This window comes from Flagellimonas olearia, assembly GCF_009184425.1.
GTDB classification, from domain to species: Bacteria; Bacteroidota; Bacteroidia; order Flavobacteriales; family Flavobacteriaceae; genus Flagellimonas; species Flagellimonas olearia.
Window position 1 is genome coordinate 1595876 of sequence record NZ_WELG01000001.1, and the last position, 25578, is coordinate 1621453.

The 25578-nt window shown below is 45.5% G+C and carries 26 protein-coding genes; 17 read left to right on the forward strand and 9 right to left on the reverse strand.

The genetic code is table 11. The features are described from left to right. Window positions 1-108: 108 nt before the first annotated feature. The 7 genes from F8C76_RS06855 to F8C76_RS06885 are packed head-to-tail and all read left to right on the forward strand — an operon-like array spanning window position 109 to window position 5899. Window positions 109-882: a ParA family protein gene (locus tag F8C76_RS06855; RefSeq protein WP_152131033.1), complete on the forward strand. Its 774-nt coding sequence runs from the start codon at window positions 109-111 to the stop codon at window positions 880-882. Continuing rightward, window positions 883-1791, forward strand: a complete 909-nt coding sequence (locus F8C76_RS06860) for a ParB/RepB/Spo0J family partition protein (protein WP_152131034.1) — start codon at window positions 883-885, stop codon at window positions 1789-1791. Next, window positions 1784-2440, forward strand: a complete 657-nt coding sequence (locus F8C76_RS06865; RefSeq protein ID WP_249042370.1) for a DUF5683 domain-containing protein — start codon at window positions 1784-1786, stop codon at window positions 2438-2440. Before F8C76_RS06860 ends, F8C76_RS06865 begins: the two co-directional genes overlap by 8 nt. Window positions 2441-2443: 3 nt before the next feature. Further along, complete coding sequence (gene dapB, locus F8C76_RS06870) at window positions 2444-3145, forward strand: 4-hydroxy-tetrahydrodipicolinate reductase (RefSeq protein ID WP_152131035.1); 702 nt, start codon at window positions 2444-2446, stop codon at window positions 3143-3145. A gap of 48 nt (window positions 3146-3193) precedes the next feature. Further along, window positions 3194-4936 carry a signal peptidase I gene (lepB, locus tag F8C76_RS06875; protein ID WP_152131036.1) on the forward strand — a complete coding sequence of 581 codons (1743 nt, stop codon included), beginning with the start codon at window positions 3194-3196 and terminating at the stop codon, window positions 4934-4936. 29 nt (window positions 4937-4965) lie between these two features. Beyond that, entirely contained in the window at window positions 4966-5598 is a 633-nt protein-coding gene (locus F8C76_RS06880) for a WbqC family protein (protein WP_152131037.1), read from the forward strand. After that, on the forward strand, window positions 5591-5899 hold the full coding sequence (locus tag F8C76_RS06885) for a DUF6122 family protein (RefSeq protein WP_152131038.1): 309 nt from the start codon (window positions 5591-5593) through the stop codon (window positions 5897-5899). The genes F8C76_RS06880 and F8C76_RS06885 overlap by 8 nt, the downstream gene beginning before the upstream one ends. On the opposite strand, the gene F8C76_RS06890 is transcribed toward F8C76_RS06885, so the two are convergent. From F8C76_RS06890 to F8C76_RS06920, 7 genes are all read right to left on the reverse strand, one after another. Then, entirely contained in the window at window positions 5888-6922 is a 1035-nt protein-coding gene (locus tag F8C76_RS06890) for an endonuclease/exonuclease/phosphatase family protein (protein WP_152131040.1), read from the reverse strand. The genes F8C76_RS06885 and F8C76_RS06890 overlap by 12 nt on opposite strands. Before the next feature lie 3 nt (window positions 6923-6925). Next, window positions 6926-7789, reverse strand: coding sequence for a rhomboid family intramembrane serine protease (locus F8C76_RS06895; RefSeq protein ID WP_152131041.1), 864 nt, complete (start codon window positions 7787-7789; stop codon window positions 6926-6928). Between the two features lie 3 nt (window positions 7790-7792). Then, window positions 7793-8527, reverse strand: coding sequence for a rhomboid family intramembrane serine protease (locus F8C76_RS06900; protein ID WP_129652877.1), 735 nt, complete (start codon window positions 8525-8527; stop codon window positions 7793-7795). Further along, complete coding sequence (gene mutL, locus F8C76_RS06905; RefSeq protein ID WP_152131043.1) at window positions 8528-10369, reverse strand: DNA mismatch repair endonuclease MutL; 1842 nt, start codon at window positions 10367-10369, stop codon at window positions 8528-8530. After that, the gene (locus F8C76_RS06910; protein WP_152131045.1) at window positions 10369-10653 is read right to left on the reverse strand and encodes a riboflavin synthase subunit beta; all 285 of its coding nucleotides are present in this window, start codon (window positions 10651-10653) and stop codon (window positions 10369-10371) included. Before F8C76_RS06910 ends, mutL begins: the two co-directional genes overlap by 1 nt. A 156-nt stretch (window positions 10654-10809) precedes the next feature. Beyond that, window positions 10810-11292: a 6,7-dimethyl-8-ribityllumazine synthase gene (gene ribH / locus F8C76_RS06915; RefSeq protein ID WP_152131046.1), complete on the reverse strand. Its 483-nt coding sequence runs from the start codon at window positions 11290-11292 to the stop codon at window positions 10810-10812. 3 nt (window positions 11293-11295) lie between these two features. After that, on the reverse strand, window positions 11296-12057 hold the full coding sequence (locus F8C76_RS06920) for a tetratricopeptide repeat protein (RefSeq protein ID WP_129652880.1): 762 nt from the start codon (window positions 12055-12057) through the stop codon (window positions 11296-11298). 126 nt (window positions 12058-12183) lie between these two features. On the opposite strand from F8C76_RS06920, the gene recF reads away from it, so the two are divergent. The 4 genes from recF to F8C76_RS06940 all read left to right on the forward strand — a co-directional run bounded on the left by recF (window position 12184) and on the right by F8C76_RS06940 (window position 15826). After that, window positions 12184-13263, forward strand: a complete 1080-nt coding sequence (gene recF / locus F8C76_RS06925) for a DNA replication/repair protein RecF (RefSeq protein ID WP_152131047.1) — start codon at window positions 12184-12186, stop codon at window positions 13261-13263. A gap of 1 nt (window position 13264) precedes the next feature. Continuing rightward, complete coding sequence (locus F8C76_RS06930; RefSeq protein ID WP_152131048.1) at window positions 13265-13687, forward strand: hypothetical protein; 423 nt, start codon at window positions 13265-13267, stop codon at window positions 13685-13687. Continuing rightward, window positions 13687-13983 carry a DciA family protein gene (locus F8C76_RS06935; RefSeq protein ID WP_152131049.1) on the forward strand — a complete coding sequence of 99 codons (297 nt, stop codon included), beginning with the start codon at window positions 13687-13689 and terminating at the stop codon, window positions 13981-13983. The genes F8C76_RS06930 and F8C76_RS06935 overlap by 1 nt, the downstream gene beginning before the upstream one ends. 115 nt (window positions 13984-14098) lie before the next feature. Continuing rightward, a complete protein-coding gene (locus F8C76_RS06940; protein ID WP_152131050.1) occupies window positions 14099-15826 on the forward strand; it encodes a BspA family leucine-rich repeat surface protein in 1728 nt (575 codons plus the stop codon). 69 nt (window positions 15827-15895) lie between these two features. Here the strand turns inward: F8C76_RS06940 and F8C76_RS06945 are convergent, their stop codons facing one another. Together F8C76_RS06945 and F8C76_RS06950 are read right to left on the reverse strand one after the other, a co-directional pair. After that, a complete protein-coding gene (locus F8C76_RS06945; protein WP_129652885.1) occupies window positions 15896-16315 on the reverse strand; it encodes a nucleoside-diphosphate kinase in 420 nt (139 codons plus the stop codon). 49 nt (window positions 16316-16364) lie between these two features. After that, window positions 16365-17378: an alkaline phosphatase D family protein gene (locus F8C76_RS06950; protein ID WP_152131051.1), complete on the reverse strand. Its 1014-nt coding sequence runs from the start codon at window positions 17376-17378 to the stop codon at window positions 16365-16367. 75 nt (window positions 17379-17453) lie between these two features. On the opposite strand from F8C76_RS06950, the gene F8C76_RS06955 reads away from it, so the two are divergent. The 6 genes from F8C76_RS06955 (at window position 17454) to F8C76_RS06980 (ending at window position 25577) form a co-directional block, all read left to right on the forward strand. Beyond that, window positions 17454-18470, forward strand: a complete 1017-nt coding sequence (locus F8C76_RS06955; RefSeq protein WP_152131052.1) for a DHH family phosphoesterase — start codon at window positions 17454-17456, stop codon at window positions 18468-18470. Continuing rightward, window positions 18467-19015, forward strand: coding sequence for a gliding motility-associated peptidyl-prolyl isomerase GldI (gene gldI / locus F8C76_RS06960; RefSeq protein WP_152131053.1), 549 nt, complete (start codon window positions 18467-18469; stop codon window positions 19013-19015). Before F8C76_RS06955 ends, gldI begins: the two co-directional genes overlap by 4 nt. A 13-nt stretch (window positions 19016-19028) precedes the next feature. Beyond that, the gene (locus F8C76_RS06965; protein ID WP_152131054.1) at window positions 19029-20135 is read left to right on the forward strand and encodes a peptidylprolyl isomerase; all 1107 of its coding nucleotides are present in this window, start codon (window positions 19029-19031) and stop codon (window positions 20133-20135) included. 66 nt (window positions 20136-20201) lie between these two features. Next, window positions 20202-21275 carry a DUF3810 domain-containing protein gene (locus F8C76_RS06970; RefSeq protein WP_152131055.1) on the forward strand — a complete coding sequence of 358 codons (1074 nt, stop codon included), beginning with the start codon at window positions 20202-20204 and terminating at the stop codon, window positions 21273-21275. Window positions 21276-21334: 59 nt separating this feature from the next. Next, complete coding sequence (locus F8C76_RS06975) at window positions 21335-24274, forward strand: amidohydrolase family protein (RefSeq protein WP_152131056.1); 2940 nt, start codon at window positions 21335-21337, stop codon at window positions 24272-24274. A 10-nt stretch (window positions 24275-24284) separates the two neighbouring features. Then, entirely contained in the window at window positions 24285-25577 is a 1293-nt protein-coding gene (locus F8C76_RS06980) for an amidohydrolase family protein (RefSeq protein ID WP_152131057.1), read from the forward strand. The last annotated feature ends 1 nt before the right edge of the window (window position 25578 follow it).

Genomic DNA, 25578 nt, shown 5'->3' on the forward strand with positions numbered 1-25578 from the left:
CTTTAACTTTCTTTAACGCAGATTGGCATGGTTATTCACCCACTGTTAACAAAATACATTTTTTAGCATCTTAAATAATCGTATTTTTAGCACCTAACTTACTATGAAATGGGCAAGATTATTGCTATTGCAAACCAAAAGGGCGGTGTGGGCAAAACCACCACCACGGTAAACCTTGCAGCCTCCCTTGGTGTATTGGAAAAGAAAGTGTTGTTGATTGATGCCGACCCCCAGGCAAATGCGACTTCCGGTCTTGGTATAGATGTGGACTCCGTTGAACACGGCACATACCAACTCTTGGAACATACCATGCCCGTGGAAGATGTGATCATCCAGACCGATTCCCCAAATGTGGATCTGGTACCTGCACATATTGATTTGGTGGCCATTGAGATAGAACTGGTGGACAAGGACAACAGGGAATACATGCTGAAAGAGGCCCTCAAAAACTTGGGCGATCGTTATGACTTTGTTTTGATCGACTGTGCCCCATCTCTGGGACTACTGACCTTAAACGCACTTACCGCAGCAGATTCCGTAATGATTCCGATTCAATGCGAATATTTTGCATTGGAAGGTCTTGGGAAACTATTGAACACGGTAAAAAGTGTCCAGAAAATACATAACAACGATTTGGATATAGAAGGCATGTTATTGACCATGTACGATTCAAGGTTACGCCTATCCAACCAAGTCGTGGAAGAAGTGAAGAAACACTTCGCCGATATGGTCTTCGATACCATTATACAGCGAAATGTAAGGCTGAGTGAAGCACCCAGTTATGGCGAGAGCATCATAAAATACGATGCCAGCAGTAAGGGTGCCTCAAATTATCTTAACTTGGCCCACGAAATTTTGAAGAAAAATAAGGAAACAGTTTAAATGGCGAAAGCAACCAAAAAACAGGCTTTGGGTAGAGGCCTGTCCGCTCTATTGAAAGACCCCGAGAACGATATCCAATCGGTTGGGGACAAAAATGCGGACCAGGTCATAGGCAATGTTGTCGAACTGGATATAGAATCCATTGAGGTAAACCCTTTCCAGCCACGATCCAATTTTAATGACGAAGCCTTGGAAGAACTGGCCAGTTCCATCCGCGAATTGGGCATTATACAGCCCATTACGGTTCGGAAATTGGATTTCAACAAATTCCAATTGGTTTCCGGGGAGCGTCGTTTCCGTGCCTCCAAATTGGTTGGGCTCGAGACCATTCCTGCCTATATACGCATTGCCAACGATCAAGAGTCCTTGGAAATGGCCTTGGTGGAAAACATCCAACGCCAAGACTTGGACCCCATCGAGATTGCCCTCTCCTATCAGCGCCTTATCGATGAAATCCAGATTACCCAGGAAAAATTGAGTGACCGTGTGGGAAAAAAACGCTCCACCATCACCAATTACCTTCGCCTTTTAAAATTGCACCCCATTATCCAAACCGGAATGCGGGACGGTTTTATCAGCATGGGACATGGAAGGGCCCTGATCAATATCGAAAAGAAAAAGGAGCAGATTGCCATATATGAGAAAGTGGTCTCCGATGGCCTTTCGGTACGGGATACGGAGCAACTGGTGAAATCACTTAAGAATCCGCAAGGCGATTCGGGAGAAAAGAAATTAAAATCATCCAAGGAAACCCCCGGATTTGTTTCCAAAGGTATGGACGAGCTCAAGGAATACCTTTCTACCAAGGTAGACATTACCTCATCCCAAACGGGGAAGGGCAAAATTGTAATTCCCTTTCATTCGCAAGAGGAATTTCAGCGTATAAAAAAATTATTGACAGGTGAATAAAAACCTATTCTTCTTGTTGTTTTCCATACTGTGCCTGTATTCGGGTTTTGCCCAAGAGGAAGGCGAAACGGAAGATGCGGAACAACCCCATCCTTCCGAGATCGACTCCTTGGCACAAAATCTGGAGGGTGCAGGAATCACGCTTGAGGAAGTCACCTACGAAAAGAAGAAAATCAATCCCCTTGCCCCCAGTAAAGCGGCATTCTATTCTGCCGTGTTCCCGGGACTGGGACAGATTTATAACAAACGGTATTGGAAAGCACCCATCGTGTGGGGTGCCCTAGGGACCGCCATCTATACCTATTCGTTCAACAACACCGAATACAGGGGGGCGCGGGATGCCTTTAAAAGAAGACTGGCCGGGTTCACGGATGACGAATTTTACGACATCAACGGAGACGGCGAAGGCCCTGACGTGTCAGACGAGGCCCTACAAGATGCCCAAGAGCGCACCCAGCGCAGCAGGGACCTTTCCTTAGTGATTACCATTGCCCTCTATGCCCTGAACATTATAGATGCCAACGTGGACGCGCACCTAAAGCAATATAATGTTGATGATGATCTTGCGATTGATTTTAAACCCTATTTGGATATAAACCCCTTTACCCAGGAGCCAAACTACGGCATGGCCCTGGTCATTAAATTTTAAGCTATGAACATTGCTCTCTTTGGTTATGGGAAAATGGGAAAAATGATTGAGCAAATTGCCCAAGACAGAGGACATACCATTGTTGCAAAGATAGATGTGGACACCAAGGAAATCCCCTATGACGACATGGATGTCGCCATAGATTTCAGTACGCCCGAAGCTGCATTCGACAATATTACCGGTTGTTTTGAAAATGGCGTTCCCGTAATTTGTGGCACCACTGGTTGGCTGTCCAACTACGAAAAGGCCATTGATATCTGTAATAACAACCAAGGGGGCTTTATCTATGCCTCTAATTTCAGTTTGGGCGTGAATATCTTTTTTGAGCTGAATGCCCATTTGGCCAAAATGATGTCGGGATTGGAACAGTACAACGTTTCCATGGAAGAAATCCATCACACCCAAAAACTGGACGCCCCAAGTGGAACGGCCATTACATTGGCGGAAGGCATCATTGCCAACACCAACTATGAGGGTTGGAAACTGGACCAAACCGATGAAGGCACCATCCCAATCACATCCAAACGGGAAGGCATGGTTCCAGGCACCCATAGCATATCCTATAATAGCGCGGTGGACTCCATAGAAATAAAACATACGGCCCACAATCGCGAAGGCTTTGCTTTGGGAGCGGTTATTGCTGCAGAATGGATACAGGGCAAAACAGGTATCTTCACCATGAAAGATGTGTTAAACCTGTATTAAAAAACGTAACAACAATAAAGACATTAAGTCTTACAAAGAAACTTTTATATGAGCGGTACACAATGGATCATTTTTATATTGATCATCCAAATCATCCATTTTTTGGGTACATGGAAACTTTATGTAAAAGCAGGACGTAAAGCTTGGGAAGCTGCCGTTCCCGTATACAATGCTGTCATTTTGATGAAGATCATCAACCGACCTTGGTGGTGGGTGCTGCTCTTGTTCATCCCCATTATCAATCTATTGATGTTCCCAGTGGTATGGGTAGAGACCATCCGTAGTTTTGGGAAAAATTCGCTGTTGGACACTTGGTTGGTGATACTGAGCCTTGGGTTCTACACTTACTACATCAATTATGCGGAAGATGTCAGCTATATTGAAGACCGCAGCCTTAAACCACGAACCGGCCTTGGCGAGTGGGTCAGCTCCATAGTCTTTGCCATTGTGGCGGCCACTTTTGTACATACTTATTTTATTCAACCTTATGTTATTCCCACCGGATCATTGGAACGCACCTTGCGTATCGGTGATTTTCTGTTCGTGAGCAAGTTCCATTATGGAGCAAGGATTCCCATGACCACTTTGGCGGCCCCAATGGTGCATGACACGCTTCCCGGCATGAAAAAAAGGTCCTATTTGGCCGATGTAAACCCAGAAACCTATAAAACTTCTTGGATCAACAAGCTACAGCTGCCCTATATGCGCATCCCTGGCTTTCAAAAGGTCAAGAAAAACGATATTGTGGTCTTTAGCCTGCCCTCTGATACACTCTACCAATTTTTTAAAGCCGAAAAAGCGGTAAAAAAGCCCATCGACAAAAAGTCCAACTATGTAAAACGATGTGTAGGTACCCCTGGGGATTCTTTGCAGGTAATAAACGGCTATGTCTATATCAACGGGGAAAGGCTTCAGCTATCCGATCGGGCCAAGCCTATGTATAATTATGACATCTATGCCCAGAACGGTGTATCCAGCAGACTACTAGAAGAAGTGGATGCTTCGGATTATCTGAGGACCTATATTTCCGGAAACCTCAACCAGAATCAGTACAACGCCTTGGCTCCATTTGTTTTGGGGGCCAATAGGACCCAAGATGGCAAAATAGAGCTTGTTACCGAGGAAAAAGGAATCCCTACAGAAGTCATCCGTCAGCTTAGGTTATCCTTGACGGAAGAAAAGCCAAGATCTCGCGTTGCAAATCTAACGGATGAGATGGTAACCCAACTACGGGAGAACCAGGCCATAGATTCAGTGGTCAAAACCGATGATGGAAAAGGGGTCTATATGGGCGCCTTCCCACAAAAACCCAACCTATACCCTTGGAACAATGATAACTTTGGGCCGATTTATATTCCCAAAGCAGGAACGACCGTGGAAATCAACTCCAGGACCATCCCATTGTACAAAAAAATAATCCGGGACTACGAGCACAATGATGTAAAGGTATCCGGGCAAAAGGTGCTCATCAATGGCGAAGAGGCCAATTCCTATACATTCAAACAAGATTATTATTGGATGATGGGAGATAACAGGGACCATTCCGAGGACAGTAGGACTTGGGGCTATGTACCGGAAGACCACATAGTGGGCAAACCTGTTTTTCTATGGATGAGTTTTGACAACTTCAACGAGGGAATATCCAACTGGAAGCCGCGTTGGGACCGTATTTTCACAACGGTAGGGGGCAGCGGGCAACCCATTTCCTATTTCAAATATTTTGTGGGTCTGATCGTAGTTTGGATCCTGTTTGATTTTATCAATAAACGAAGAAAGAAAAAGACAGAGTAACACACCCTGTCGCGCAAAACACCACGTTCTTGAAACTTGTACTGCATCCATCCTATTTCCCCAACATAGCCACGTTTTCTGCCATGGTCCAGAACGGTGTGGTCTGGGAAGCACACGACAATTTTCAAAAGCAGACCTACCGGAACCGCTGCTATATCTGCACCGACCAAGGGAAGCACATGCTCAACATCCCCATTAAACATGTGGGAGGAAAAGAAGGAAGGCAAAAATATGCCGAGGTGGAAATGGACAACAGCTATCCGTGGAAGAAAATCCATTGGCGCACCTTGGAAACCGCTTACAGGACCTCTCCCTTTTTTGAGTTTTACGAAGATGACCTAAGACCTTTGTTTGAGGGAAAGGATACCTCATTGTTTCAATTCAACCTAAAGGCCATTCACATCCTTGGTGATTGTTTAGGAGTGGAAATTCCAACCGCCCAAACCAATGCATACGAAGTTACCCTTTCACAAAACGAGGATGCCCGATTTCTGGTAAATGCCAAAAAAGAAATGGCAATGGAACTGGATGCATATCCACAGGTCTTTGACGACCGGCATGGGTTTATTCCCAACCTAAGCATTTTGGACCTGTTGTTCAATGAAGGGACCAATGCCCTATCCTATCTAAAAGAGCAATCCTTGGAGTTTTTGCATGCTTAGACATTTCATACATTATGGCATCCATTTTTTAGTGCCCATATTCATTGCGCTTTTGTTTTTTAAGGACAATAGATTCCGAGTGGCTGTTATCCTTTTGTTGGGAATTGTAATTGATGTGGACCATCTGTGGGCAGAACCGTTGTTTGACCCCAATCGATGTAGTATCGGATTTCATCCCCTGCATAGTTATTGGGCTATTTTGGTGTATGCGGCCCTTCCATTTTTTAAACCCACCCGAATCATTGGTCTGGCCCTGCTCATTCATATCTTCGCGGACCTGACAGATTGCCTACTGATCTGACCCAAGCTGCAATGTGGCCATCACGGGATAGTGATCGGACAGTTTTTCATTGAAGTTTTGGTGGGATACTATCTCAAAGTCCGAATCAGCCAAAATATAGTCTATTCGAATGGGGAATCCTAAAAGGTTATAGGTCCGCCCAAACCCTTTTCCCCTTTCCAGAAAAGAGTCCTGCATATCCCCCTTCACAATCTTATAGACATTGGAAAACTGTGTATTGTTAAAATCACCGCAAACGATATTCGGGTATGGACTGTTATCCATATGCACCGCAAAAATCTTAGCTTGTTCCAATTGCTTGGCAAAGGTCCTTACCAAGCGTTTGTAATTTTTTTCAGATTCGTCCCCATCCGAGAGCGTTTCGGCCCTTGGAACTATGCTGAAGGATTGGAGATGCAGATTGTACACTCTTACGGTATCGTTCATGTAAAGTATATCTGCGTATATGATATTGTTTGCCGTCTCCGGTAAATCCAACGAACCATTTCCCAATATGGGATATTTTGAAAATATGGCCTGAACAGATCTTGGAGTCTCATACGGTGTTTCACTCCGATATGGATACTGGTCCAGTTGCCGATACCGTATTCTACTATGTTCTTGAATACAAAGGATATCCGGATCGTTCTCCTTGACAAATGAAATAATCCGGTCCCCAATATTGGGGTCCTTCATCCATCCATATTTATTGAAGCCCCAAACATTATAAGTCATTACCTTAAGGCTTGAAGAGGTGGGCTCCCCTGCCTCATCCCCCATTTTATAGAAAGGTCCAAAACCAAAATACCCTATCAACAATGCAATCAAAGAGACCCATAGTTTGCGCTTGCGTTTGACCGCCCAGTATCCCAAAAACAACATGTTGAGCATAAATAGAAAAGGGACAAACAAGCTCAGGGCAGAAAATAACGGCAGAATCTGAAATGAAAGGTAGGAGGACAAACAGGTAACGAGCAATAAAAAGGCAATCAATATATTGATTGCATAGACCACCCTATTCAATATGGAGGTTGATTTTTTCATGTGTTACTCTTCCTTGCCCGCTTTAAACAAAAAGTCTTTTTCCTCTTTGGAAAGGCTTTCATACCCAGACTTGCTTATTTTATCCAAAATGGAATCGATTTTTTTCTGCCGGGCCATCTTGTCATAGTCACCGGAGCGTTTCCCCGAGGTATCTTTTTTGTACACCGTTTTCATGGGCGCTTTTTTCTCCCTTGGTTTAAAAAGCTGGGCAATGGCCTCCCTAAACCTAGTGAAACCCGCTCCAATGTCTTTTCCATTAACCAGCTGTCTGGCATACACATACCCTAAAAGGGCACCTCCCAAATGCGCCAGCCTGCCCCCCACATTTCCTCCGTAGGGTATTTGGATCAAATCAACCAAGACAAAGAACACACCCACATACCATAATTTGACATTGAAGAAAATCACTCGGACTTCTTGATTGGGTATATACGCACAGATAAAAATAAGCACGGCTGTGACTCCTGCCGAAGCCCCGATCAATGCCGTGTTGGTATGCAACAAAGTTGGAAAGACATTATAGCTCAAGAGAAAAACAATCCCTCCTATAATTACGCCCAAAAAGTAAACATTCAGAAAACGCTGATTGTCAAAAAGGTTCAAAAAAATCCTTCCGGTAAAATAGAGCATGAGCATATTCCAAAAAATATGCCCCAGTCCCGCATGAAAAAAGGAATAGGTGACCAAGGACCAAGGTTGTCCAAAAAACTCCAAAAAATCCTTGGGCAAATGGAACCAATGGGAAACCGAATGACCCAACAAGGCAGTGGAAAGTCCATCCAGGATAAAGATCAGCACATTGATGGCAATGAGCTTTTCGGCAATGTTCAACCGAGCAAATTGATATTGTAATCCGCCGTTTGCCATAGCCTAGTCCCAACGATTATTGTTAAACTGGTTCTTTTTCCAGTACCACATCATGATAAACCCGATCAATGCTCCTCCAATATGGGCAAAGTGCGCTACTCCTGTATTCACATTGCTGATACCGAAAATTACATCCCCTGCAATCAACAAGGGTACAAAATATTTGGCTTTGATTGGTACCGGAAGAAAGATGAGCATCAATTTGGCTTCGGAATACATAAAGGCAAAAGCCACCAAAACCCCATAAATGGCCCCGGAAGCTCCAACAGCGGGAACATTATAGGCCGACAGAAAACTATCAATCGTGCTTTTGGAGGCCAGATTATACCAATCAGGACTGTACTGCCCTGCAGATATGATATCCATAATCTGTGTTCTGGCCAAACCTGCACTTTCCAATGCATTCAGCCCTTCATTGAAGAAATAATAATTTACCCCAGTATGCAAAGCTGCGGAGCCCAAGCCGGCCGAAAAGTAAAAGAATAGGAATTTATTACGACCCCAGACCCGTTCCAAAGGGGTGCCAAAGGCCCAAAGCGCATACATATTGAACACAATGTGCATAAGGTTACCATGCATGAACATGTGGGAGCCTACCTGCCACCATTCGAAATTGCTGTTCTTAGGAAACCAAAGGGACATCCATTGGTACATTTGGTCCCCATACAATTGTGTGGCAAAAAACATGATCACATTAATGATCAACAAGTGTTTTACCGCTTCGGTCATTCTACCCATCTAACTAAATTTTTTATCGATATCCCCTTCGGAGATAATGGTATATGTCAATTTTTGAAATGGACTCAAGGTCGGTTCCTTACAGGCAAACAAATTGTTCACCAAGGCCAACTGCGATTCTTGGTCCAAGAGCTCCCCTGTTTTCACGGCCAGGTTCTTGGAAAGTACTTTGGCCAAGACTTCAGCTTGGGAGACAGCACCTTCGTTAAATCCTTCTGCATAGTCCGCGATCAAACGATCCAATACCGTGCCAATCCCGCTTTCCGGTACCATCAAGGGCACCCCTGTCAGTTTTACAGTCTCTTCCTCCAAACTTTCAAAGGCAAAACCAATATTTGTCAGGCTGTCCTTAACTTCCCTCAATATCCCCAATTCCTGTGGGTTGAAGGTAAGCTCCAACGGAAACAACAGCTGTTGGCTCACCCCTTCCTTTACCGTGATCTCTCCCAGAAACTTTTCAAAAAGAATCCGTTCGTGCGCCCGGTTCTGGTGAATGACCAGCATCCCTGACTTGACCGTGCTCATCACAAATTTACGACGTAGTTGGAACGTGGTGGCCATGTGTTCGCCAACCCCATCATCGTCATACAAGCTTGTCTGTGCATCGCTGTCCGATTCAATGGCCACACTACTAAAGTTATCCGTGTCCACCTCTTGATCTAGGCCTTCATACAGGTTTTCCCAGCCTTTGGAACTGGCTCTTTGAAAGCCTCCACCACTTTTTCGTTCCTTCTCCTGAAAGGGATTGAATGTGGCATCCACCGTTACTTTGGGCAAAACCGCCCCTTTTTCCTTGTACGCATAAGGCGTGTCCAAGTTGGGGTCATGGTCAAAATCCAATACCGGGGCCACATTGAATTGTCCCAAGCTATGCTTTACGGTCGACCGCAATATGGCATACAGTGTATTTTCATCATCAAACTTCACCTCTGTTTTGGTAGGATGGATGTTGATATCGATGGAAGACGGGTCTACCTCCAAATAAATAAAATACCCGGGATAGGTATCCGGTTTGATAAGCCCTTCAAAAGCTGCTACCACCGCGTGGTGCAAATACGGGCTTTTGATAAAGCGATCATTGGCAAAGAAAAACTGTTCCCCCCTACTCTTTTTGGCAAATTCGGGCTTACAGATAAAACCGGAAATCTTTACCACTTCGGTTTCCTCGTTCACGGGCACCAAGCGATCTTCCATGCGACTCCCAAAAATATGGGCTATACGTTGGCGCGGCTTTCCTTTGGGCAGATTGAAAATCTCTGAACCATTGTTGTAAAAATGGAACTCGATGTTGGGATGCACCAAAGCCACTCGATGGAACTCGTCGGTGATATGGCGCAATTCCACCTGATTGGACTTTAAGAAATTCCGTCGGGCCGGGATATTAAAAAAAAGGTTCTTTACCGATATGGAAGTGCCCTGGGGTGTGGCCACCACTTCTTGGGACACAATTTTACTTCCTTCTATCTTTATGTGGACCCCCACCTCATTGGTTTGGGTACGGGTCTGCATATCTACATGGGCGATGGCCGCAATGGAGGCCAATGCCTCTCCCCGGAAACCTTTGGTATGCAAGTTGAACAAATCCTGTGCCGATGAAATCTTGGAAGTGGCATGCCGTTCAAAGGACAACCGGGCATCGGTTTCGCTCATCCCCATCCCATCATCCACCACTTGAATCAATGCTTTACCCCCATCTTTTACAATCAGTTTGACTGTAGTCGCCCCTGCATCAATGGCATTCTCCATAAGTTCCTTGACCACCGAGGCCGGACGTTGGACCACTTCCCCTGCTGCAATCTGGTTGGCAACATGGTCCGGTAAAAGTTTAATGATGTCCGTCATTAGGGATTTAGGAATATGGATAAATCAAAGTCGATCACAAAAAGGAACAACAGTACCAAAATGGCCACAATAATGAGAAAACGAAGCTTCATGTTCTTATCACCTTCCATTTTTAGATCTTCCTTGGCCGAACCGATTTTGTTCAACAGCCCCCTCTGCGTATGTGCAGTACTTCGAAATTTATCTAGTTTGTGTTCTATTTTATACGGATTGCCCTCGCCCTTGTAGTAGCGCGGCGAGTAACTGAACGATTTATTCTTTTTAAGTTTGAAAGGATTTCGCATGGCATTTGTATCCGTGTAACCTCAAAGGTACTTAAAATAGAAAAAAAGGATCAGGGGATGCTCCCAAAAAATGTTAACAGGGCTGGATTGCCCCGATCACAAGATTTATGGATTTTTTTGAACCTGAACTTGTTCCTTGTACTTGACGTTTGAAATCTACCTTCCCAAAACAGCCATCTGAATAGCGGCAATGGCAGCTTCCGTACCCTTGTTCCCATGTCGGCCGCCACTACGGTCTTGGGCCTGTTGCAAGGTATTGTCGGTCAAGACGCAGAAAATTACGGGAACATTATAGGCAACGTTCAAATCCTTGATACCCTGTGCCGTGGCACTACATACAAAGTCAAAATGACTGGTCTCCCCACGGATGACGCTCCCAATGGCAATAACGGCATCCACCTGTTGGTCCGTTATCATTTTTTTGCAGCCAAAGGTCAGCTCAAAGCTTCCGGGGACGTTCCAACGAACCACGTTTTCGGGCAAAGCACCACAGTCTACCAAAGCATCTTGAGCGCCTTGATAAAGAGCCTCCGTGATTTCATGGTTCCATTCAGAAACAACAATCCCAAACCGAAGTTGCTTCGCATTTGGGATTTTGGTCTTATCGTAAACGGATAGGTTTTTGTTCTCGGTGGCCATAGGTTAGTTTTTGGCCAATCCGATAAGCGCGTCTATGCCTACTCCTTCCGAGGATTTCGGATAGTCTGACTTGATACGCTCAAAATAACCAAGCGCTTTACTTTTCTGGTCCAACTCAAGGGCCGCAACCCCTGCCTTGTACAAAAATCTTGGTGTAGTGAACTCATTCTCGCTATGGGCGATGGCTTTTTCGTAAAAGTCCAAGGCGTCCTCGGTTTGGTTCAATTGGGAAAATGCATCCCCAATACCTCCTTTGGCCATGGCTCCCAATACGGCATCATCCGAAGAAAAGTTCTCCAAATGCGCAATGGCCTCCTGATATTGCTGTAGGTTCAAATAGGTCATCCCAGCAGAATATTCTGCCAAGTTGGCCGCTTTGGTACCACTGTATTCCTCAATGATGTCCAAAAATCCATATTTCCCTTCGGCACCGTTCAATGCTTTGGTAAAAAGGGAATCCTTTTCAGTTTCGCTGGCCAGGGCCTGATCAAAATATTGCTGTGGATAAAAAAGCTCATTGGCCGCAGTGGCCTCTTTGGGCTTCTGGATGAACTGGTGGTATCCCAAGTAGGCCAATACCCCCAATGCAATGGCGCCAATAACCCCCAAAATATAGTTTTGGTTCTGTTGTACCCACGCCTCGGTCTTGGAAGCACTCTCGTCCAACGTGTTGAACACCTCTGCCGTTGTGCTGTCCTGTTCTTCAACTTGGGCTTCCTCTGCCTTGTTTTTGGGTTTAAAGCCTCTTCTCTTGTATGTTGCCATGCGTCATTTTATTGGTCGGGCAAAAATAAAGTTTTTATCCAAAATCAAAAGGCAATTTATTCGTTATTTTTGGAATCTTTAACCGGTCCGCAAAATCACAGAACCCTTTTGGTCCCATAAACGTTTATGTTTTTAAGACATTTATCCTTAGTGAATTACAAAAACTTCGATTCCAAGACCTTGGATTTCGACCCTGTGATCAATTGCCTAGTGGGCGATAATGGGGTGGGAAAGACCAACATCTTGGATGCCATATACCACCTCTGTTTCGGGAAAAGCTACTTTAATCCCGTAGCTACCCAGAACATTAAGCACGACACGGATTTTTTTGTGGTGGATGGGGAGTTTGAAAAGGAAGGCAGGACCGAAAAAATCATCTGCAGCTTCAAAAAAGGGACTAAAAAAGTCATCAAGCGGAACGGGAAGGCCTATGAAAAGTTTTCGGAACACATTGGCTTTTTGCCCTTGGTGATCATATCGCCTTCGGACCGGGACCTCATCTTGGAAGGCAGTGACACCCGTAGAAAGTTCATGGATGGGGTGATTTCGCAATCCGATAAAGCTTATCTACAGACCCTCATCAAATACAACAAGGTGTTGACACAGCGAAACTCCTTGCTGAAGTATTTTGTGGCCAACCACACCTTTGACCCCAACACCCTGGCCATCTACAATGAGCAATTGCACAATTTGGGTACCGAGATCCACAAGAAGCGAGTGGCCTTCATCGAATCCCTCATCCCTATATTTCAAAAACAGTACGCCCATATTTCCGAAAAGGACGAACAGATCACCCTCTCCTATGAAAGCCAACTTTCCGAAGAGAATCTTCTGAACTTACTGGAAAAGAATATTGACAAGGACCGTGCCCTGCAATACACCAGTGTGGGCATCCATAAAGACGATCTGGATTTCACCATTGGTGGACATCCTATCAAAAAATTCGGAAGTCAAGGCCAGCAAAAGTCCTTTTTGATCGCCCTGAAACTGGCCCAGTTCCATTTTATCAAGGAGCAGGCCAGCACCACTCCCATTCTGTTGTTGGATGATATTTTTGACAAATTGGACGAAAACCGGGTCTCCCATATCGTGGGCCTCGTAAAGGATGATAATTTCGGACAGATCTTTATCAGTGATACCCATGCGGACCGCACCGAAAATGTGGTCAAGAACATTCACCAGAGCTATAAAATCTTTACCTTGTAACATGGCACGGATTCTATTTTTTCTTTCGATTTTGATGGTATGGGGATGCCAAGAAAGCTCCATTGCCAAAGAAGATCTGCGGTATCTCAACGGGTATTGGGAAATCGCCAAGGTTGAATTCCCTGACGGTTCCAAAAAGGAGTATGGGGTAAACCCCACCATAGATTTTATCCAACTGGAAAATGGAACAGGGTTTCGTAAAAAAATGCAGCCCAGTTTTGATGGCACCTACAAAACTTCCCATGATGTGGAACTGCTCACCGTTAGCCAAGTGGACGCCATTTTTGTCCTTCGCTATTCCAGTGAATTCAGTGATTGGGAAGAAACCTTGACGCAGGTGGACTCCACCTCCTTCTCCGTAGTGAACCAAGAGGGTGTCACCTACTCCTACAAACGCTTTGAACCCATTAAAATCCCAAAGTGATGGCCAAAAGACACAATTCCCATCTGCCCCTAAGCGAAGCCCTGAACGAGTTTATCAAGGAAAATAAGCTCCAAAAGGGAATGGACAAGGTAGATGCCCGTGAAGCTTGGTCCCGATTAATGGGCAATGGGGTAAACAACTATACCACCGCGGTGGAACTCAAAAACGACACCTTGTTCGTCTCCCTATCCTCTTCCGTACTGCGGGAAGAACTGAGCCTAGGCAAAAGCAAGATCATTGCCATGATCAATGAGGAACTCGGGAAGGAATTGGTGAAAAAGTTGGTGTTACGGTAAAAAACCATCGTTTCTTTTCTTCATCCGTCAATTCAAACGGGGCATCTGTCAATTCATCGCCCTAATTGAAACCTTAAAGCTGGATATTGGAGGTTTAACCCTTAATCCAGCTATTATGAAATTGAAAAGTCTACTTTATTTGTGTCTTTTTGTTGTGGCAGTGGTGTCCTGCGGCAAGGAAGATACCCCCGATCCACCAGCCGACACCAATACCGCCCCGAACATCAATGCCCAAAGCTTTACCGTGAGCGAGGACAAGACCACCATTGGCACCGTTCAAGCGGATGACGATGATGGAGATGCCCTACAGTTCTCCATCAAGACCAATGACAATGGTCTTTTCGCCATCAACACCCAAAACGGTGCCCTAAGTCTGGCCGAAGGTAAAAGCTTGGACTTTGCCACCGCAGCCCAACATTCCATTACCGTGGGCGTGGACGACGGCGAGCTCAGCGCCGAGGCCACCATCACCATCAACGTGACCGAAGTGGGCACCCAGAACCTAGCCCCTGAAGGCGAACAAAACCAATCTTTTGAAGTCAATGAGGGCATTACCCAAAGTGATCTTGTTGGAGCCATTGCAGCTACGGATCCCGAAGAACAGCCCCTCAGCTATGAGATCACCACCAATGACAATGACCTTTTTGTGATCAATGCAAACGGGGAACTGAACCTTGCCCCGGGAAAAAACTTGGATTATGAAACCGAAGGATCCCACTCCATTACCGTGCAAGTGAGTGATGGTAGTCTAACCTTGGACGTGACTGTTACCATAGCGGTGGCTGATGACAATATTCCCATGAAGGACGAAGTTGCCTCCTTCATAATCACTTGGCAGGATGACGGCATGGACTCGGCCTATTTGGGATTGAACCCAGATTACAACACCTATGACTTTACCATAGATTGGGGCGATGGTACCAAGGAAAAATATACGGGAAGTCAAGACAATAATGTTATACAGCATCATTATGAGGTTGTGGCCACCTATTTCATTGCCATACAGGGTACTTTCCCTGCGTTACAAATGTCGCAATTGATTGCCGATAACAACAACAAGCTTATGAGTATTGAACAATGGGGCTCCATTGCTTGGCAAAGCATGAACCATGCTTTTAAGGATTGTGCAAACATGGCATACAATGCCACCGATGTGCCCGACCTTACCCATGTTACGGACATGACCGGTATATTCCATCACGCCCAAAACTTTAATGGAAACCTTGGTGGTTGGAACACCAGCACTATCACCAACATGGATAGCATGTTCTTCAATGCGCAATCTTTTGTTGGCGATGGCCTGGATGATTGGGATACCCAAAATGTGACCAACATGCAAAGCATGTTTGATCACGCTAAGTCTTTCAATGCAGACATAAGTAGCTGGGATACTGGCCAAGTAACCACTATGGAAAGTATGTTCGCAGAGGCATTTTCCTTCAACCAAGATTTGAGCAACTGGGATACCGGTGAGGTTACCAACATGAATTATATGTTCGTCGGCGCATTCCTCTTTAACAGTAACATAGTTGGATGGACCACCCATAAAGTGCAAACCATGTCCGGAATGTTTTTGGGTGCTTCCGCTTTTGACCAAAATCTTGGTGCTTGGGATATCGGCGTCGTCACAGATATGACAAACATGTTCACCGGCTCAGGCATATCCCCAGAAAACTATTCCTATAACTTACTAAATTGGAGTTATCAAACCGTACAACCAGATGTTCCATTGGGAGCCGCAGGGATTTTCTATTGTAGTGTAGTTGTCTTTGACACAGCCAAACAGACCTTACAAGACCAAGGCTGGATCATTACCGATGAAGGACCAACACTCTGTAATTAACACCACCTCTGAATAAAACAGGGCCGCTCTTTTGGAGCGGCCCTGTTCACATGTACGTTCATATTTCGTTTAGTACACTTCCCTTCCCGAGAAATGGAAAGCGCCCTCAATGGCCGCGTTCTCATCGCTATCGGAACCGTGCACGGCATTCTCGCCAATACTGGCGGCATATAACTTTCTAATGGTGCCTTCCGCAGCCTCTGCCGGGTTGGTGGCCCCGATCAACGCACGGAAATCGTCCACCGCATTATCTTTTTCCAAAATGGCCGCCACAATGGGACCTCTGGTCATAAACTCCACCAACTCCCCAAAAAATGGGCGCTCCTTGTGGATGGCGTAGAACTCTCCGGCATCCCTTCGGCTCAATTGGGTGTATTTCATGGCCACAATCTTAAATCCAGCAGCCGTTATTTTTTCCAAAATCGCACCAATATGGCCGTTTTCAACCGCATCTGGCTTGATCATGGTAAATGTTCTATTTCCAGTCATTTTTTAAAATTTTGCGCAAACTTACGGTTTTTCAACCAACAGGCAAGGCTTAATAGGCTTGTTTTAGCTCCTGAAGCACAGCACCCTCCTCTCCCATGATCTTAAAACGTACCTCTTTGGTTTCAAGGTTGATGGCAATAGTGCCGTAGCTGGTCCTTGAGACCACCTCCCCCACCCGAAACGGATTGGGCTCCCCCGAAAAACTGGAATAGGAGTGTGTGAGTCCGCTACTGGTAAAGTCCACCAAGGGATAGGGCAAGCCCGGAACGCTTTTCCGGGAAAACTCGGAAATATGTCGGTCCCCGGACAGAATCATAACGCCTTTTGCCTTGGAATCCACAATGAGCTTTTCCAGCTTTTCCACCTCTTTGGGGAAATTCCCCCAAGTCTCGAACCCATGCTCTCCAGATAAAAACTGGATGCTGGACATGATCAGGTTAAAGTCGGCATCGGAATGGTTGAGCTCTCCTTCGAGCCATTTCCATTGCTCGGCACCCAAGACGGTGGCATCCATATCCAAATTGGGACTGTATCGTTTTTTGGAAACGGTATCCTTGACCAAGGCACTTCGGAAATAACGGGTATCCAAAACCAAGATTTTCACTTTGCCTTTGGGTGTTTCGTAGGCATGCGAAGCATATACCCCTTCCCTTGTCCTTCTGGGGCTGTTTTTAGGCACCTCCATAAAATCCAGGAACACCTGTTGGCTCTGGCTTTTTACCAAAAACTCTTCCCCGCCATCGTTGACCCCAAAATCATGGTCGTCCCAAGTACCGATAATAGGGACTTTTGCCTTCAATTGAGCATACCCTTCAACACTATCCTGTAGGGCATAGATGGCCCTGAGTTTTTCCATATTGTCCGTATCGGCGTAGACAATATCCCCGCCCCAAACCCAAACATCAGGGTTCTCGTTCAAAATATCGTCCCAAAACGAATTGGGCTCCTGAGGCATGTTACAGGAACCAAAAGCCACCAAAAAAGTGGAGCTTGGCACATCCTGTTTCTGTTTGCATCCCAAGAGGACAACCAATAGGCTCAAGTAAATGGAAATAGGCTTCATAGATTCAGCTTGCTTTCAAACAAAAATAAGATATCACGAGTTACCTCTATATTATATTATTGTATCTTTGGCCGCATGAATTTAGCGGACATCTCAACAGTTAAGTCTATACTTTCCCAACCTCAAAAAATCGTTATCATCCCCCATAAAAACCCAGATGGTGATGCCATGGGTGCCTGTTTGGGGCTTTATGCTTTTTTAAAGGGAATGGGGCAGAATGCCCGTGTGGTCGCGCCCAACGACTATCCCAAATTCCTGAAGTGGATGCCAGGGCATGACACCGTAGTGAACTTTGAATGGGACAACGGTGAGGCTCAAAGACTGTTGGATGAAGCCACGGTCATTTTTACCTTGGATTTCAATGACTTTTCACGTACCGGGCAAATGGCATCGGTATTGGAGGCCAAGGAAGCTGATTTCATTATGATCGACCATCACCAACAGCCCAGCGACTATGCCAAGGTCACCTATTCCGACGTGAGCATGAGTTCCACCTGTGAGATGATCTATAATTTCATTGACTTTTTAGGGCAAACCGATAGCATTACGGCAGACATTGCCTCAAACCTGTATACGGGGATCATGACGGACACCGGTTCGTTCAAATACCGGTCTACTTCCAGTAAAACCCATAGAGTCGTGGCCGACCTTATTGAGCGTGGCGCGGACAATATGGAAATCCACAGACAGGTTTTTGATACCAATTCGCCTTCCCGCCTGCATTTGTTGGGCGTGGCTTTGAGCAATATGGTCATTCTTCCGGAATATAGAACGGCTTACATTACCCTTACCCAAGAGGAGTTGGATGCCAACGATTTTAAAAAGGGTGATACCGAAGGTTTTGTGAACTACGGCCTTACGTTGGAAGGGATTATTTTTGCGCTCATTTTTATTGAGAACAAGGATGAGGGCATCATAAAGATTTCCCTGCGATCCGTAGGGGATTTTTCGGTGAACGAATTTGCCCGAAAACATTTCAATGGTGGCGGACACGACAATGCCGCCGGGGGTAGAAGTGATTTGTCCATGGACGAGACCCTGGAACAGTTCAATGAAATCCTAAAAACCTATAAAAGCACATTGAATCCATGAGAATAGCTTTTATTCTGATAACGGCGATCCTATTTGTGGCCTGCGGAGGCCCGGAACCCCGAAGACCCGTGGAAGTAAAATCCGGCAGCTTTTTTAAGGAAAGCGTGGAACGCAACAAGGCTTTGATTGCCGAAGAGGAAAAACTGATCCAGGAAATCATTGCCAAGGACAGCCTGCATGAGTATTTAGCCAGTCCCAATGGGTTCTGGTACTATTTTGAAACCCAAAACGATACGGCCACCTACCTTCCCAAAACCAATGACCAGGTGTTGTTTTCCTATAATCTAATGACCTTGGAAAACGATACCATCTATACAGCGGAAAGCATAGGTCCAACTTCTTATGTTGTGGACAAGGAGCAATTGTTCCCTGGACTTCAAAATGCGGTAAAACTCCTTAAGATTAGCGAAAAAGCCACTTTTATTTTCCCATCTTTGCAGGCTTATGGCTACCAAGGGGACAATAATGCCATAGCCCCAAGGACGCCTGTAAAATCATCTGTGGAATTACATACGATCATTATTCACAAAGACAGTCTAAATTAAAATCACACATACCATGAAGCATACCTTAGTATTCATCGCTTTGTTTTCCCTCGCTTTTGTTGGGTGTAAATCCAGCAAATTTGCTGATTTGGGGGATGGCATCTATGCTGACATCCAAACCAGCCAAGGCGATATCATTGTAAAACTGGAATACCAAAAGACCCCGGTCACCGTGGCCAACTTTGTATCCTTGGCCGAAGGCAACAGTCCTTTTGTTTCGGATAGCTTGAAAGAGAAGAAATATTTTGATGGGCTTATATTCCACAGGATCATCAAGGATTTTATGATCCAAGGCGGCGACCCTTCCGGCACAGGACGTGGAAACCCAGGGTATAAATTCAAGGATGAGTTCAACGATTCATTAAGACATTCCAAAAAAGGGATGCTTTCCATGGCCAATTCCGGGCCCAAAACCAATGGAAGCCAATTTTTCATCACTCACAAAGCCACTCCTTGGCTCAATGACAAGCACACCGTCTTTGGCGAAGTGGTTAGTGGTATGGATGTGGTGGATTCCATTGCCAATGTACAAACCGACCCTAGGGACAGACCTATGGTTCCTGTGGTCATGAAAAAGGTAGAAATTGTCCGCAAAGGAAAAGAAGCCAAAAATTTCGATGCCGTCAAGATCATGGGCGACTATTTTGAAGAGGAAAAAGTTGCAGAGGCCACCTTCCAGAAAATGAAGGAAGAACTGATTGCCGAATTTGCCCAACAAAAAGAAGCAGGAGAGGAAACTCCCACAGGTCTTATCATCTATAGCGTGACCGAAGGAGAAGGGGAACAACCCAAAGAAGGACAACAGGTGATGGTGAACTATGCAGGATACTTGGCCAATGGTGATCTGTTTGATACCAATATCCAAGAAGTCGCCGAAAAATTCAATCAATTGAGCCCAGGCAGAAGGGACCATGGCGGATATGCCCCGGTTTCCATGGAATACAGTACTCAGGCTAGATTGTTCCCAGGGTTCAGGGAAGGACTTCTTACCATGAAAGTGGGGGACAAAGTTCGCATCTTTATGCCTCCTCACTTAGGTCTTGGTGCCCAAGGTGGTGGCCCCATTCCACCAAATTCCGATCTTATCTTTGATGTGGAGATCACCGCAATCTCGCAATAGACCACCCATTAAAAACATAAAAAGCCGTACTTTTCCGTGCGGCTTTTTTTATGCGTTCAATCATAGATGAAAGACAAGGTCAAAACCATCATAGCCATAGCGCTTCCTATCCAAATTGTATTGGTAAAATGGATGGCGGCCTGCCCTGATTTTGTTGAGACCTATTACAGCAATGGATTGTATCCGCCCGTATCCAAATTTTTGAGATTGCTCTTGGGATGGATTCCATTTTCCGTGGGAGACCTGTTCTATTTTACCCTTGGCATTCTTGCCATTCGGTATTTGTATAAACATTGGAAATCCATCAAGGACAGACCTCTCAATTTTCTAAAAGACATTGCCGTGGTACTTTCCATGACCTATTTTGCCTTTCATTTGCTTTGGGGAATGAACTATTATCGGCAACCCATTACTTGGAAATTAGGCATGGAACGGGAGTACACCCTCAAAGAACTGACCCAGTTCACCCAATACCTTGCAGAGAAAACCAATGCATATCAACAACAGATCACTGGGGACAGTATTGAACCGGTACAGATACCCTATTCCCGAAAAGAGATTTTCAAAAAAACCGAAGAGGGCTACGCCATATTGAAAAATGACTATCCGGACCTTGAATATAGAAACCCAAGCCTAAAATCCTCGCTTTTCAGTATTCCACTCACCTATATGGGGTATGGTGGATATTTGAACCCCTTTACCAATGAGGCACAAGTGAACGGCATTACCCCATTGTTCCGTATGCCCACGGTAAGCGGACATGAGGTGGGACATCAACTAGGGTACTCCGCGGAAGATGCTACCAACTTCATCGGGTACTTGGTCACGGTACAAAACAACGACCCCTATTTTAAATATGCCGCTTACCACAATGCCTTGGGATATTGCCTATCCGACCTGTCCCGAAAAGATGAAGAAACTTCCAAACAGATCATTGCCACATTGCATCCTGGGGTAAAAAAGAATTTTCAGGAACTCAGGGATTTCTGGGAACAGTACCAAAACCCATTGGAACCCATGTTCAAGTCCATCTTCAGCACCTTTTTAAAAATCAACAATCAAAAAGAAGGCATCCATAGTTACAATTCGGTAGTGGGACTTATGATCAATTTCCAATTCAAAAAAGAGACTTTGCACTAGGGTTGTGCAATACCTCCACTTCCTTTACCTTTAAACCGACTAATTCAATTGACATAAATATGAAAATGAAACTCTTGGCACTGACCTTTTTGTTGGGTGGTGCTTTTTTAATGGCACAAGATTATTTTCCAAAAAATGATGGTGTCAAGGCAAAGAACAACAACTACACGGCATTCACCAATGCCAAAATTTACGTAAGCCCAACCCAAATCATCCAAAACGGCACCCTGCTCATCCAAGATGGCAAGGTGGTACAGGTGGGCAAATCCGTAACCATTCCCAAAAATGCCATTGTTGAAGATCTTCAGGGAAAGTTCATCTATCCCTCTTTCATCGATGTATTCTCGGATTATGGTATGGGCAAGCCCGAAAACGCCGATGGTAGTGGCAGGTCTTCACAGTACAATCCAAACCGCGAAGGGTTTTATTGGAACGACCACATTATGCCAGAAAATAGTGCTATTGGCAGTTTTACCTATGACAAGAAAAAGGCTGAAGAACTCCGTAAGGCAGGTTTTGGGGTGGTCAACTCACATATGCAAGATGGCATAGCCCGCGGTACAGGTGTTCTGGTTGCCCTGAACGATGCAGGCAGCGAGGCGCAAAGAATCCTCTCCGATAAGTCCGCCCAGTATTTTTCATTCGAGAAGAGCGTCACTTCAAGGCAGTCCTACCCTACCTCCATCATGGGGGCCACGGCCTTGATGCGACAGTTGTACTATGACTTGGATTGGTACAACAAAGGAAATATTGAAACCACGGACCGTTCTTTGGAAGCCCTGGAAGAAAACAAAGGCCTAAGTCAGATTTTTGCTGCCGGGGGCAATGGCAATATTCTCCGTGCGGATAAGATTGGGGACTTGTTCGGAATCCAATACACCATTTTGGCCGGAGGCGATGAATATGAGCGCATAGCGGACGTAAAGGCCACCAACGCCCGATTAATAGTTCCCTTGAATTTCCCCGATGCCTATGATGTTTCCAACCCTTACGAAGCCCAATATGTGGCCTTGAAAGATATGCGTCATTGGAACTTGGCCCCCTCCAACCCAAAGGTTTTGGAAGACAATGGGGTCCAATTTTCATTTACCTTACATGAGTTGAAGTCACCATCGGACCTTAAATCCAAGTTGATGAAGGCCATCACCTACGGCCTTTCAAAAACCAAGGCCTTGGAGGCATTGACCACGGTACCGGCATCCATTTTGGGAAAATCGTCTGAAATAGGTTCCCTACAATCCGGGAGTCAAGCCAACTTTTTGATTACTTCAGGAGACATTTTTGATGAAGGGACCACACTCTACGAAAACTGGGTTCAGGGAAACAAGAATGTCATCCAATCGAAAGACCAGAAAGATGTCCGTGGGGAATATACCCTTGCCGCCAATGGACAGACCTATACCGTTTCCATTACCGGGGAAGCGAACAAACCTAAAGTGGAGTTGAAAAAAGGTACAGAAAAAGTCTCTTCCAAATTGGAATACACCACAGATTGGTTGAACGTCTCTTTTTCCGAAAACGGGACCGAATCCTATCGTTTTGCAGGTAAGATTGCATCAGGTTCTGATGACATTTCAGGAAAAATGGTCCTCCCCAACGGAACTGAAACCACGGCCACCCTGACCAAGACAGGTCCATTCAAGGAGACTGCCAAAACTTCTGACGACAAAAAACCAGAACTTATGGCGGTCACCTACCCCAATGTGAGCTACGGGTACAAGGCAAAACCCCAACAGGAAAGCATCCTTTTTAAAAATGCCACTGTTTGGACCGGCAATAGCATTTTGGAGAACACCGACGTCCTCGTGAAAAATGGAAAGATTGCCAAGGTGGGCAAAGATTTGCGTGCAGGAGGTGCCACCACCGTGGATGCCACAGGCAAACACCTCACAGCCGGAATCATTGATGAACATTCGCACATAGCGGCCTTGTCCATCAACGAAGCAGGACACAATTCCTCCGCGGAAGTCCGCATGAAGGATGCCATTGACCCAAAAGACATGGACATCTACAGAAACTTGGCTGGTGGGGTCACTACCATTCAATTGTTGCACGGTTCGGCCAATCCCATTGGAGGGCGTTCTGCCATTCTCCGATTAAAATGGGGTGAAAATGCTGATGGGTTGGTATTTCCGGGCTCTCCCAAGTTCATAAAATTTGCCTTGGGTGAAAACGTAAAACAGTCCAACTGGGGTAGTTACTCCCGCTTTCCACAAACACGGATGGGCGTGGAACAGGTCTATACGGATTACTTCCAACGTGCCAAGGAATACGATGCCAAGAAAAAAAGCGGACAACCGGTTCGACATGACGAGGAAATGGAAGTACTTGCCGAAATTCTGAACAGTGAACGCTTTATCAGCTGCCACTCCTATGTACAGAGTGAGATTAATATGATGATGAAGGTTGCGGAGAAATTCGGTTTCCGAATGAATACCTTCACCCATATTTTGGAAGGCTACAAAGTGGCCGATAAAATGGCCGAGCACGGCGTAGGAGGTTCCACTTTCAGTGATTGGTGGGCCTATAAGTTTGAAGTGAACGATGCCATCCCTTACAATGCCGCCATCATGGCCAGCCAAGGAGTTACCGTGGCCATCAACAGTGATGACGCCGAAATGTCCCGAAGGTTGAACCAAGAAGCTGGAAAAACGGTGAAATATGGAGGCATGTCCGAGCTTGAGGCTTGGAAGACCGTGACCTTGAATCCTGCAAAACTGTTGCATTTGGATGATAGGGTCGGAAGTGTTGAGGAAGGAAAAGACGCCGATTTGGTGCTTTGGAGCGACCATCCCCTATCCGTTTATGCCAAAGCCGAGAAAACCTTGATCGAAGGTACCGTGTATTTCGACCTGGAGAAGGACAAGGCCATGCGCCAATCTGTACAACAGGAAAGAAACCAGCTCATTAATATGATGCTGAACGAAAAGGAAAAGGGGGAAAAGACACAGACCCCAGTCCAGAACAAGAAAGAACGATTTGAATGTGAAACCCTTTAATACGCAAATCATGAAACAAATAATAACCATCATATGTCTCGTTTTTGGGGTTTTACTACAAGCACAACAAACCCCTGCTGCCCCACAGACCGAACAAGTTGCCATTTTTGGTGCCACGGCCCATATTGGTAATGGGGAAGTGATAGAAAATTGCACCATCATTTTTAATGATGGTAAGATAACGGCCATAGGAGCGGACCTTATGGCACCAACCATTGGCACCATGATCAATGCCCAAGGAAAGCATGTATATCCCGGTTTTATAGCTCCGTCCAAATCTTTGGGCCTTGTGGAAGTGGATGCAGTGCGCGCGAGTAACGACCAAGATGAACTTGGGGAAATGATTCCCAACATACGCAGTATAGTTGCGTATAATGCAGAGTCGAAAGTAGTAGAAAGCATGCGACCCAATGGAGTGCTTTTGGCACAGATAACCCCAAAAGGCGGTAGAATCTCGGGAACCTCAACCATTGTACAGTTTGATGCCTGGAACTGGGAAGATGCTGCGATAAAATGGGATGACGGCATCCATTTGAACTGGCCTTCCCTGTTCAGAAAAGGAAGCTCCTGGCTGGGAGAACCCAATGCCTTTTTGCCCAATAAAAACTATCAGGAACAGGTTGATGAGGTGCTGACCTTCATACAAAATGCCAAAGCGTATGGAGCAGGAACATCCCAAGAACTCAACCTCTCCTTTGCGGCCATGCAAGGTCTTTTTAACGGCTCACAACGCTTGTACATCCATGCCAATGGGGAAAAAGAAATCATGGATGCCGTTACCAGTGCCAAAAAAGCTGGCATACAACATAGTGTTGTGGTAGGTGGATACCGGGCCCATAAAATCACCGACTTTTTAAAGCAGAACAACATCCCGGTATTGGTCAGTGAGCCCCATGCCCTTCCCCAATTTGATGATGATGATTACGACTTTCCGTATAAATTACCCAAATTGTTGGTAGACGCCGGTCTATTGGTAGGTCTACAAAACGAATCCATGTCCAACTTCCAGACCCGAAACCTTCCCTTTTATGCCGGACAGGTGGCCGGGCAGGGCTTGGATAAAGAAAAGGCTCTTCAACTACTTACAGGGAACACTGCAAAGATTTTAGGCATCGATGCCGATTACGGTACCTTGGAAGTAGGCAAAAACGCCACTTTATTCATCTCCGAAGGAGACGCTTTGGATATGCGCACCAATCAGCTTACCAAAGCCTTTATCGATGGTAGGGACATTTCGTTGGAAACCCACCAAACCGAACTTTGGAAACGGTATATGGGCAAATACGATAGCGAAGGAAAATAAA

Excerpts from the sequence above, each read along its gene's own strand:
- F8C76_RS06955 (WP_152131052.1), top strand. The coding sequence starts at position 17,454 with ATGAATTTAGCGGACATCTCAACAGTTAAGTCTATACTTTCCCAACCT.
- F8C76_RS06940 (WP_152131050.1), top strand. The coding sequence starts at position 14,099 with ATGAAATTGAAAAGTCTACTTTATTTGTGTCTTTTTGTTGTGGCAGTG.
- F8C76_RS06945 (WP_129652885.1), bottom strand. The coding sequence starts at position 16,315 with ATGACTGGAAATAGAACATTTACCATGATCAAGCCAGATGCGGTTGAA.
- F8C76_RS06980 (WP_152131057.1), top strand. The coding sequence starts at position 24,285 with ATGAAACAAATAATAACCATCATATGTCTCGTTTTTGGGGTTTTACTA.
- recF (WP_152131047.1), top strand. The coding sequence starts at position 12,184 with ATGTTTTTAAGACATTTATCCTTAGTGAATTACAAAAACTTCGATTCC.
- F8C76_RS06860 (WP_152131034.1), top strand. The coding sequence starts at position 883 with ATGGCGAAAGCAACCAAAAAACAGGCTTTGGGTAGAGGCCTGTCCGCT.
- F8C76_RS06920 (WP_129652880.1), bottom strand. The coding sequence starts at position 12,057 with ATGGCAACATACAAGAGAAGAGGCTTTAAACCCAAAAACAAGGCAGAG.
- F8C76_RS06975 (WP_152131056.1), top strand. The coding sequence starts at position 21,335 with ATGAAAATGAAACTCTTGGCACTGACCTTTTTGTTGGGTGGTGCTTTT.
- F8C76_RS06965 (WP_152131054.1), top strand. The coding sequence starts at position 19,029 with ATGAAGCATACCTTAGTATTCATCGCTTTGTTTTCCCTCGCTTTTGTT.
- F8C76_RS06950 (WP_152131051.1), bottom strand. The coding sequence starts at position 17,378 with ATGAAGCCTATTTCCATTTACTTGAGCCTATTGGTTGTCCTCTTGGGA.
- F8C76_RS06910 (WP_152131045.1), bottom strand. The coding sequence starts at position 10,653 with ATGCGAAATCCTTTCAAACTTAAAAAGAATAAATCGTTCAGTTACTCG.
- F8C76_RS06895 (WP_152131041.1), bottom strand. The coding sequence starts at position 7,789 with ATGGCAAACGGCGGATTACAATATCAATTTGCTCGGTTGAACATTGCC.
- F8C76_RS06885 (WP_152131038.1), top strand. The coding sequence starts at position 5,591 with ATGCTTAGACATTTCATACATTATGGCATCCATTTTTTAGTGCCCATA.
- F8C76_RS06930 (WP_152131048.1), top strand. The coding sequence starts at position 13,265 with ATGGCACGGATTCTATTTTTTCTTTCGATTTTGATGGTATGGGGATGC.
- gldI (WP_152131053.1), top strand. The coding sequence starts at position 18,467 with ATGAGAATAGCTTTTATTCTGATAACGGCGATCCTATTTGTGGCCTGC.
- mutL (WP_152131043.1), bottom strand. The coding sequence starts at position 10,369 with ATGACGGACATCATTAAACTTTTACCGGACCATGTTGCCAACCAGATT.
- F8C76_RS06900 (WP_129652877.1), bottom strand. The coding sequence starts at position 8,527 with ATGGGTAGAATGACCGAAGCGGTAAAACACTTGTTGATCATTAATGTG.
- ribH (WP_152131046.1), bottom strand. The coding sequence starts at position 11,292 with ATGGCCACCGAGAACAAAAACCTATCCGTTTACGATAAGACCAAAATC.
- F8C76_RS06855 (WP_152131033.1), top strand. The coding sequence starts at position 109 with ATGGGCAAGATTATTGCTATTGCAAACCAAAAGGGCGGTGTGGGCAAA.
- F8C76_RS06935 (WP_152131049.1), top strand. The coding sequence starts at position 13,687 with ATGGCCAAAAGACACAATTCCCATCTGCCCCTAAGCGAAGCCCTGAAC.
- F8C76_RS06970 (WP_152131055.1), top strand. The coding sequence starts at position 20,202 with ATGAAAGACAAGGTCAAAACCATCATAGCCATAGCGCTTCCTATCCAA.
- dapB (WP_152131035.1), top strand. The coding sequence starts at position 2,444 with ATGAACATTGCTCTCTTTGGTTATGGGAAAATGGGAAAAATGATTGAG.
- lepB (WP_152131036.1), top strand. The coding sequence starts at position 3,194 with ATGAGCGGTACACAATGGATCATTTTTATATTGATCATCCAAATCATC.
- F8C76_RS06890 (WP_152131040.1), bottom strand. The coding sequence starts at position 6,922 with ATGAAAAAATCAACCTCCATATTGAATAGGGTGGTCTATGCAATCAAT.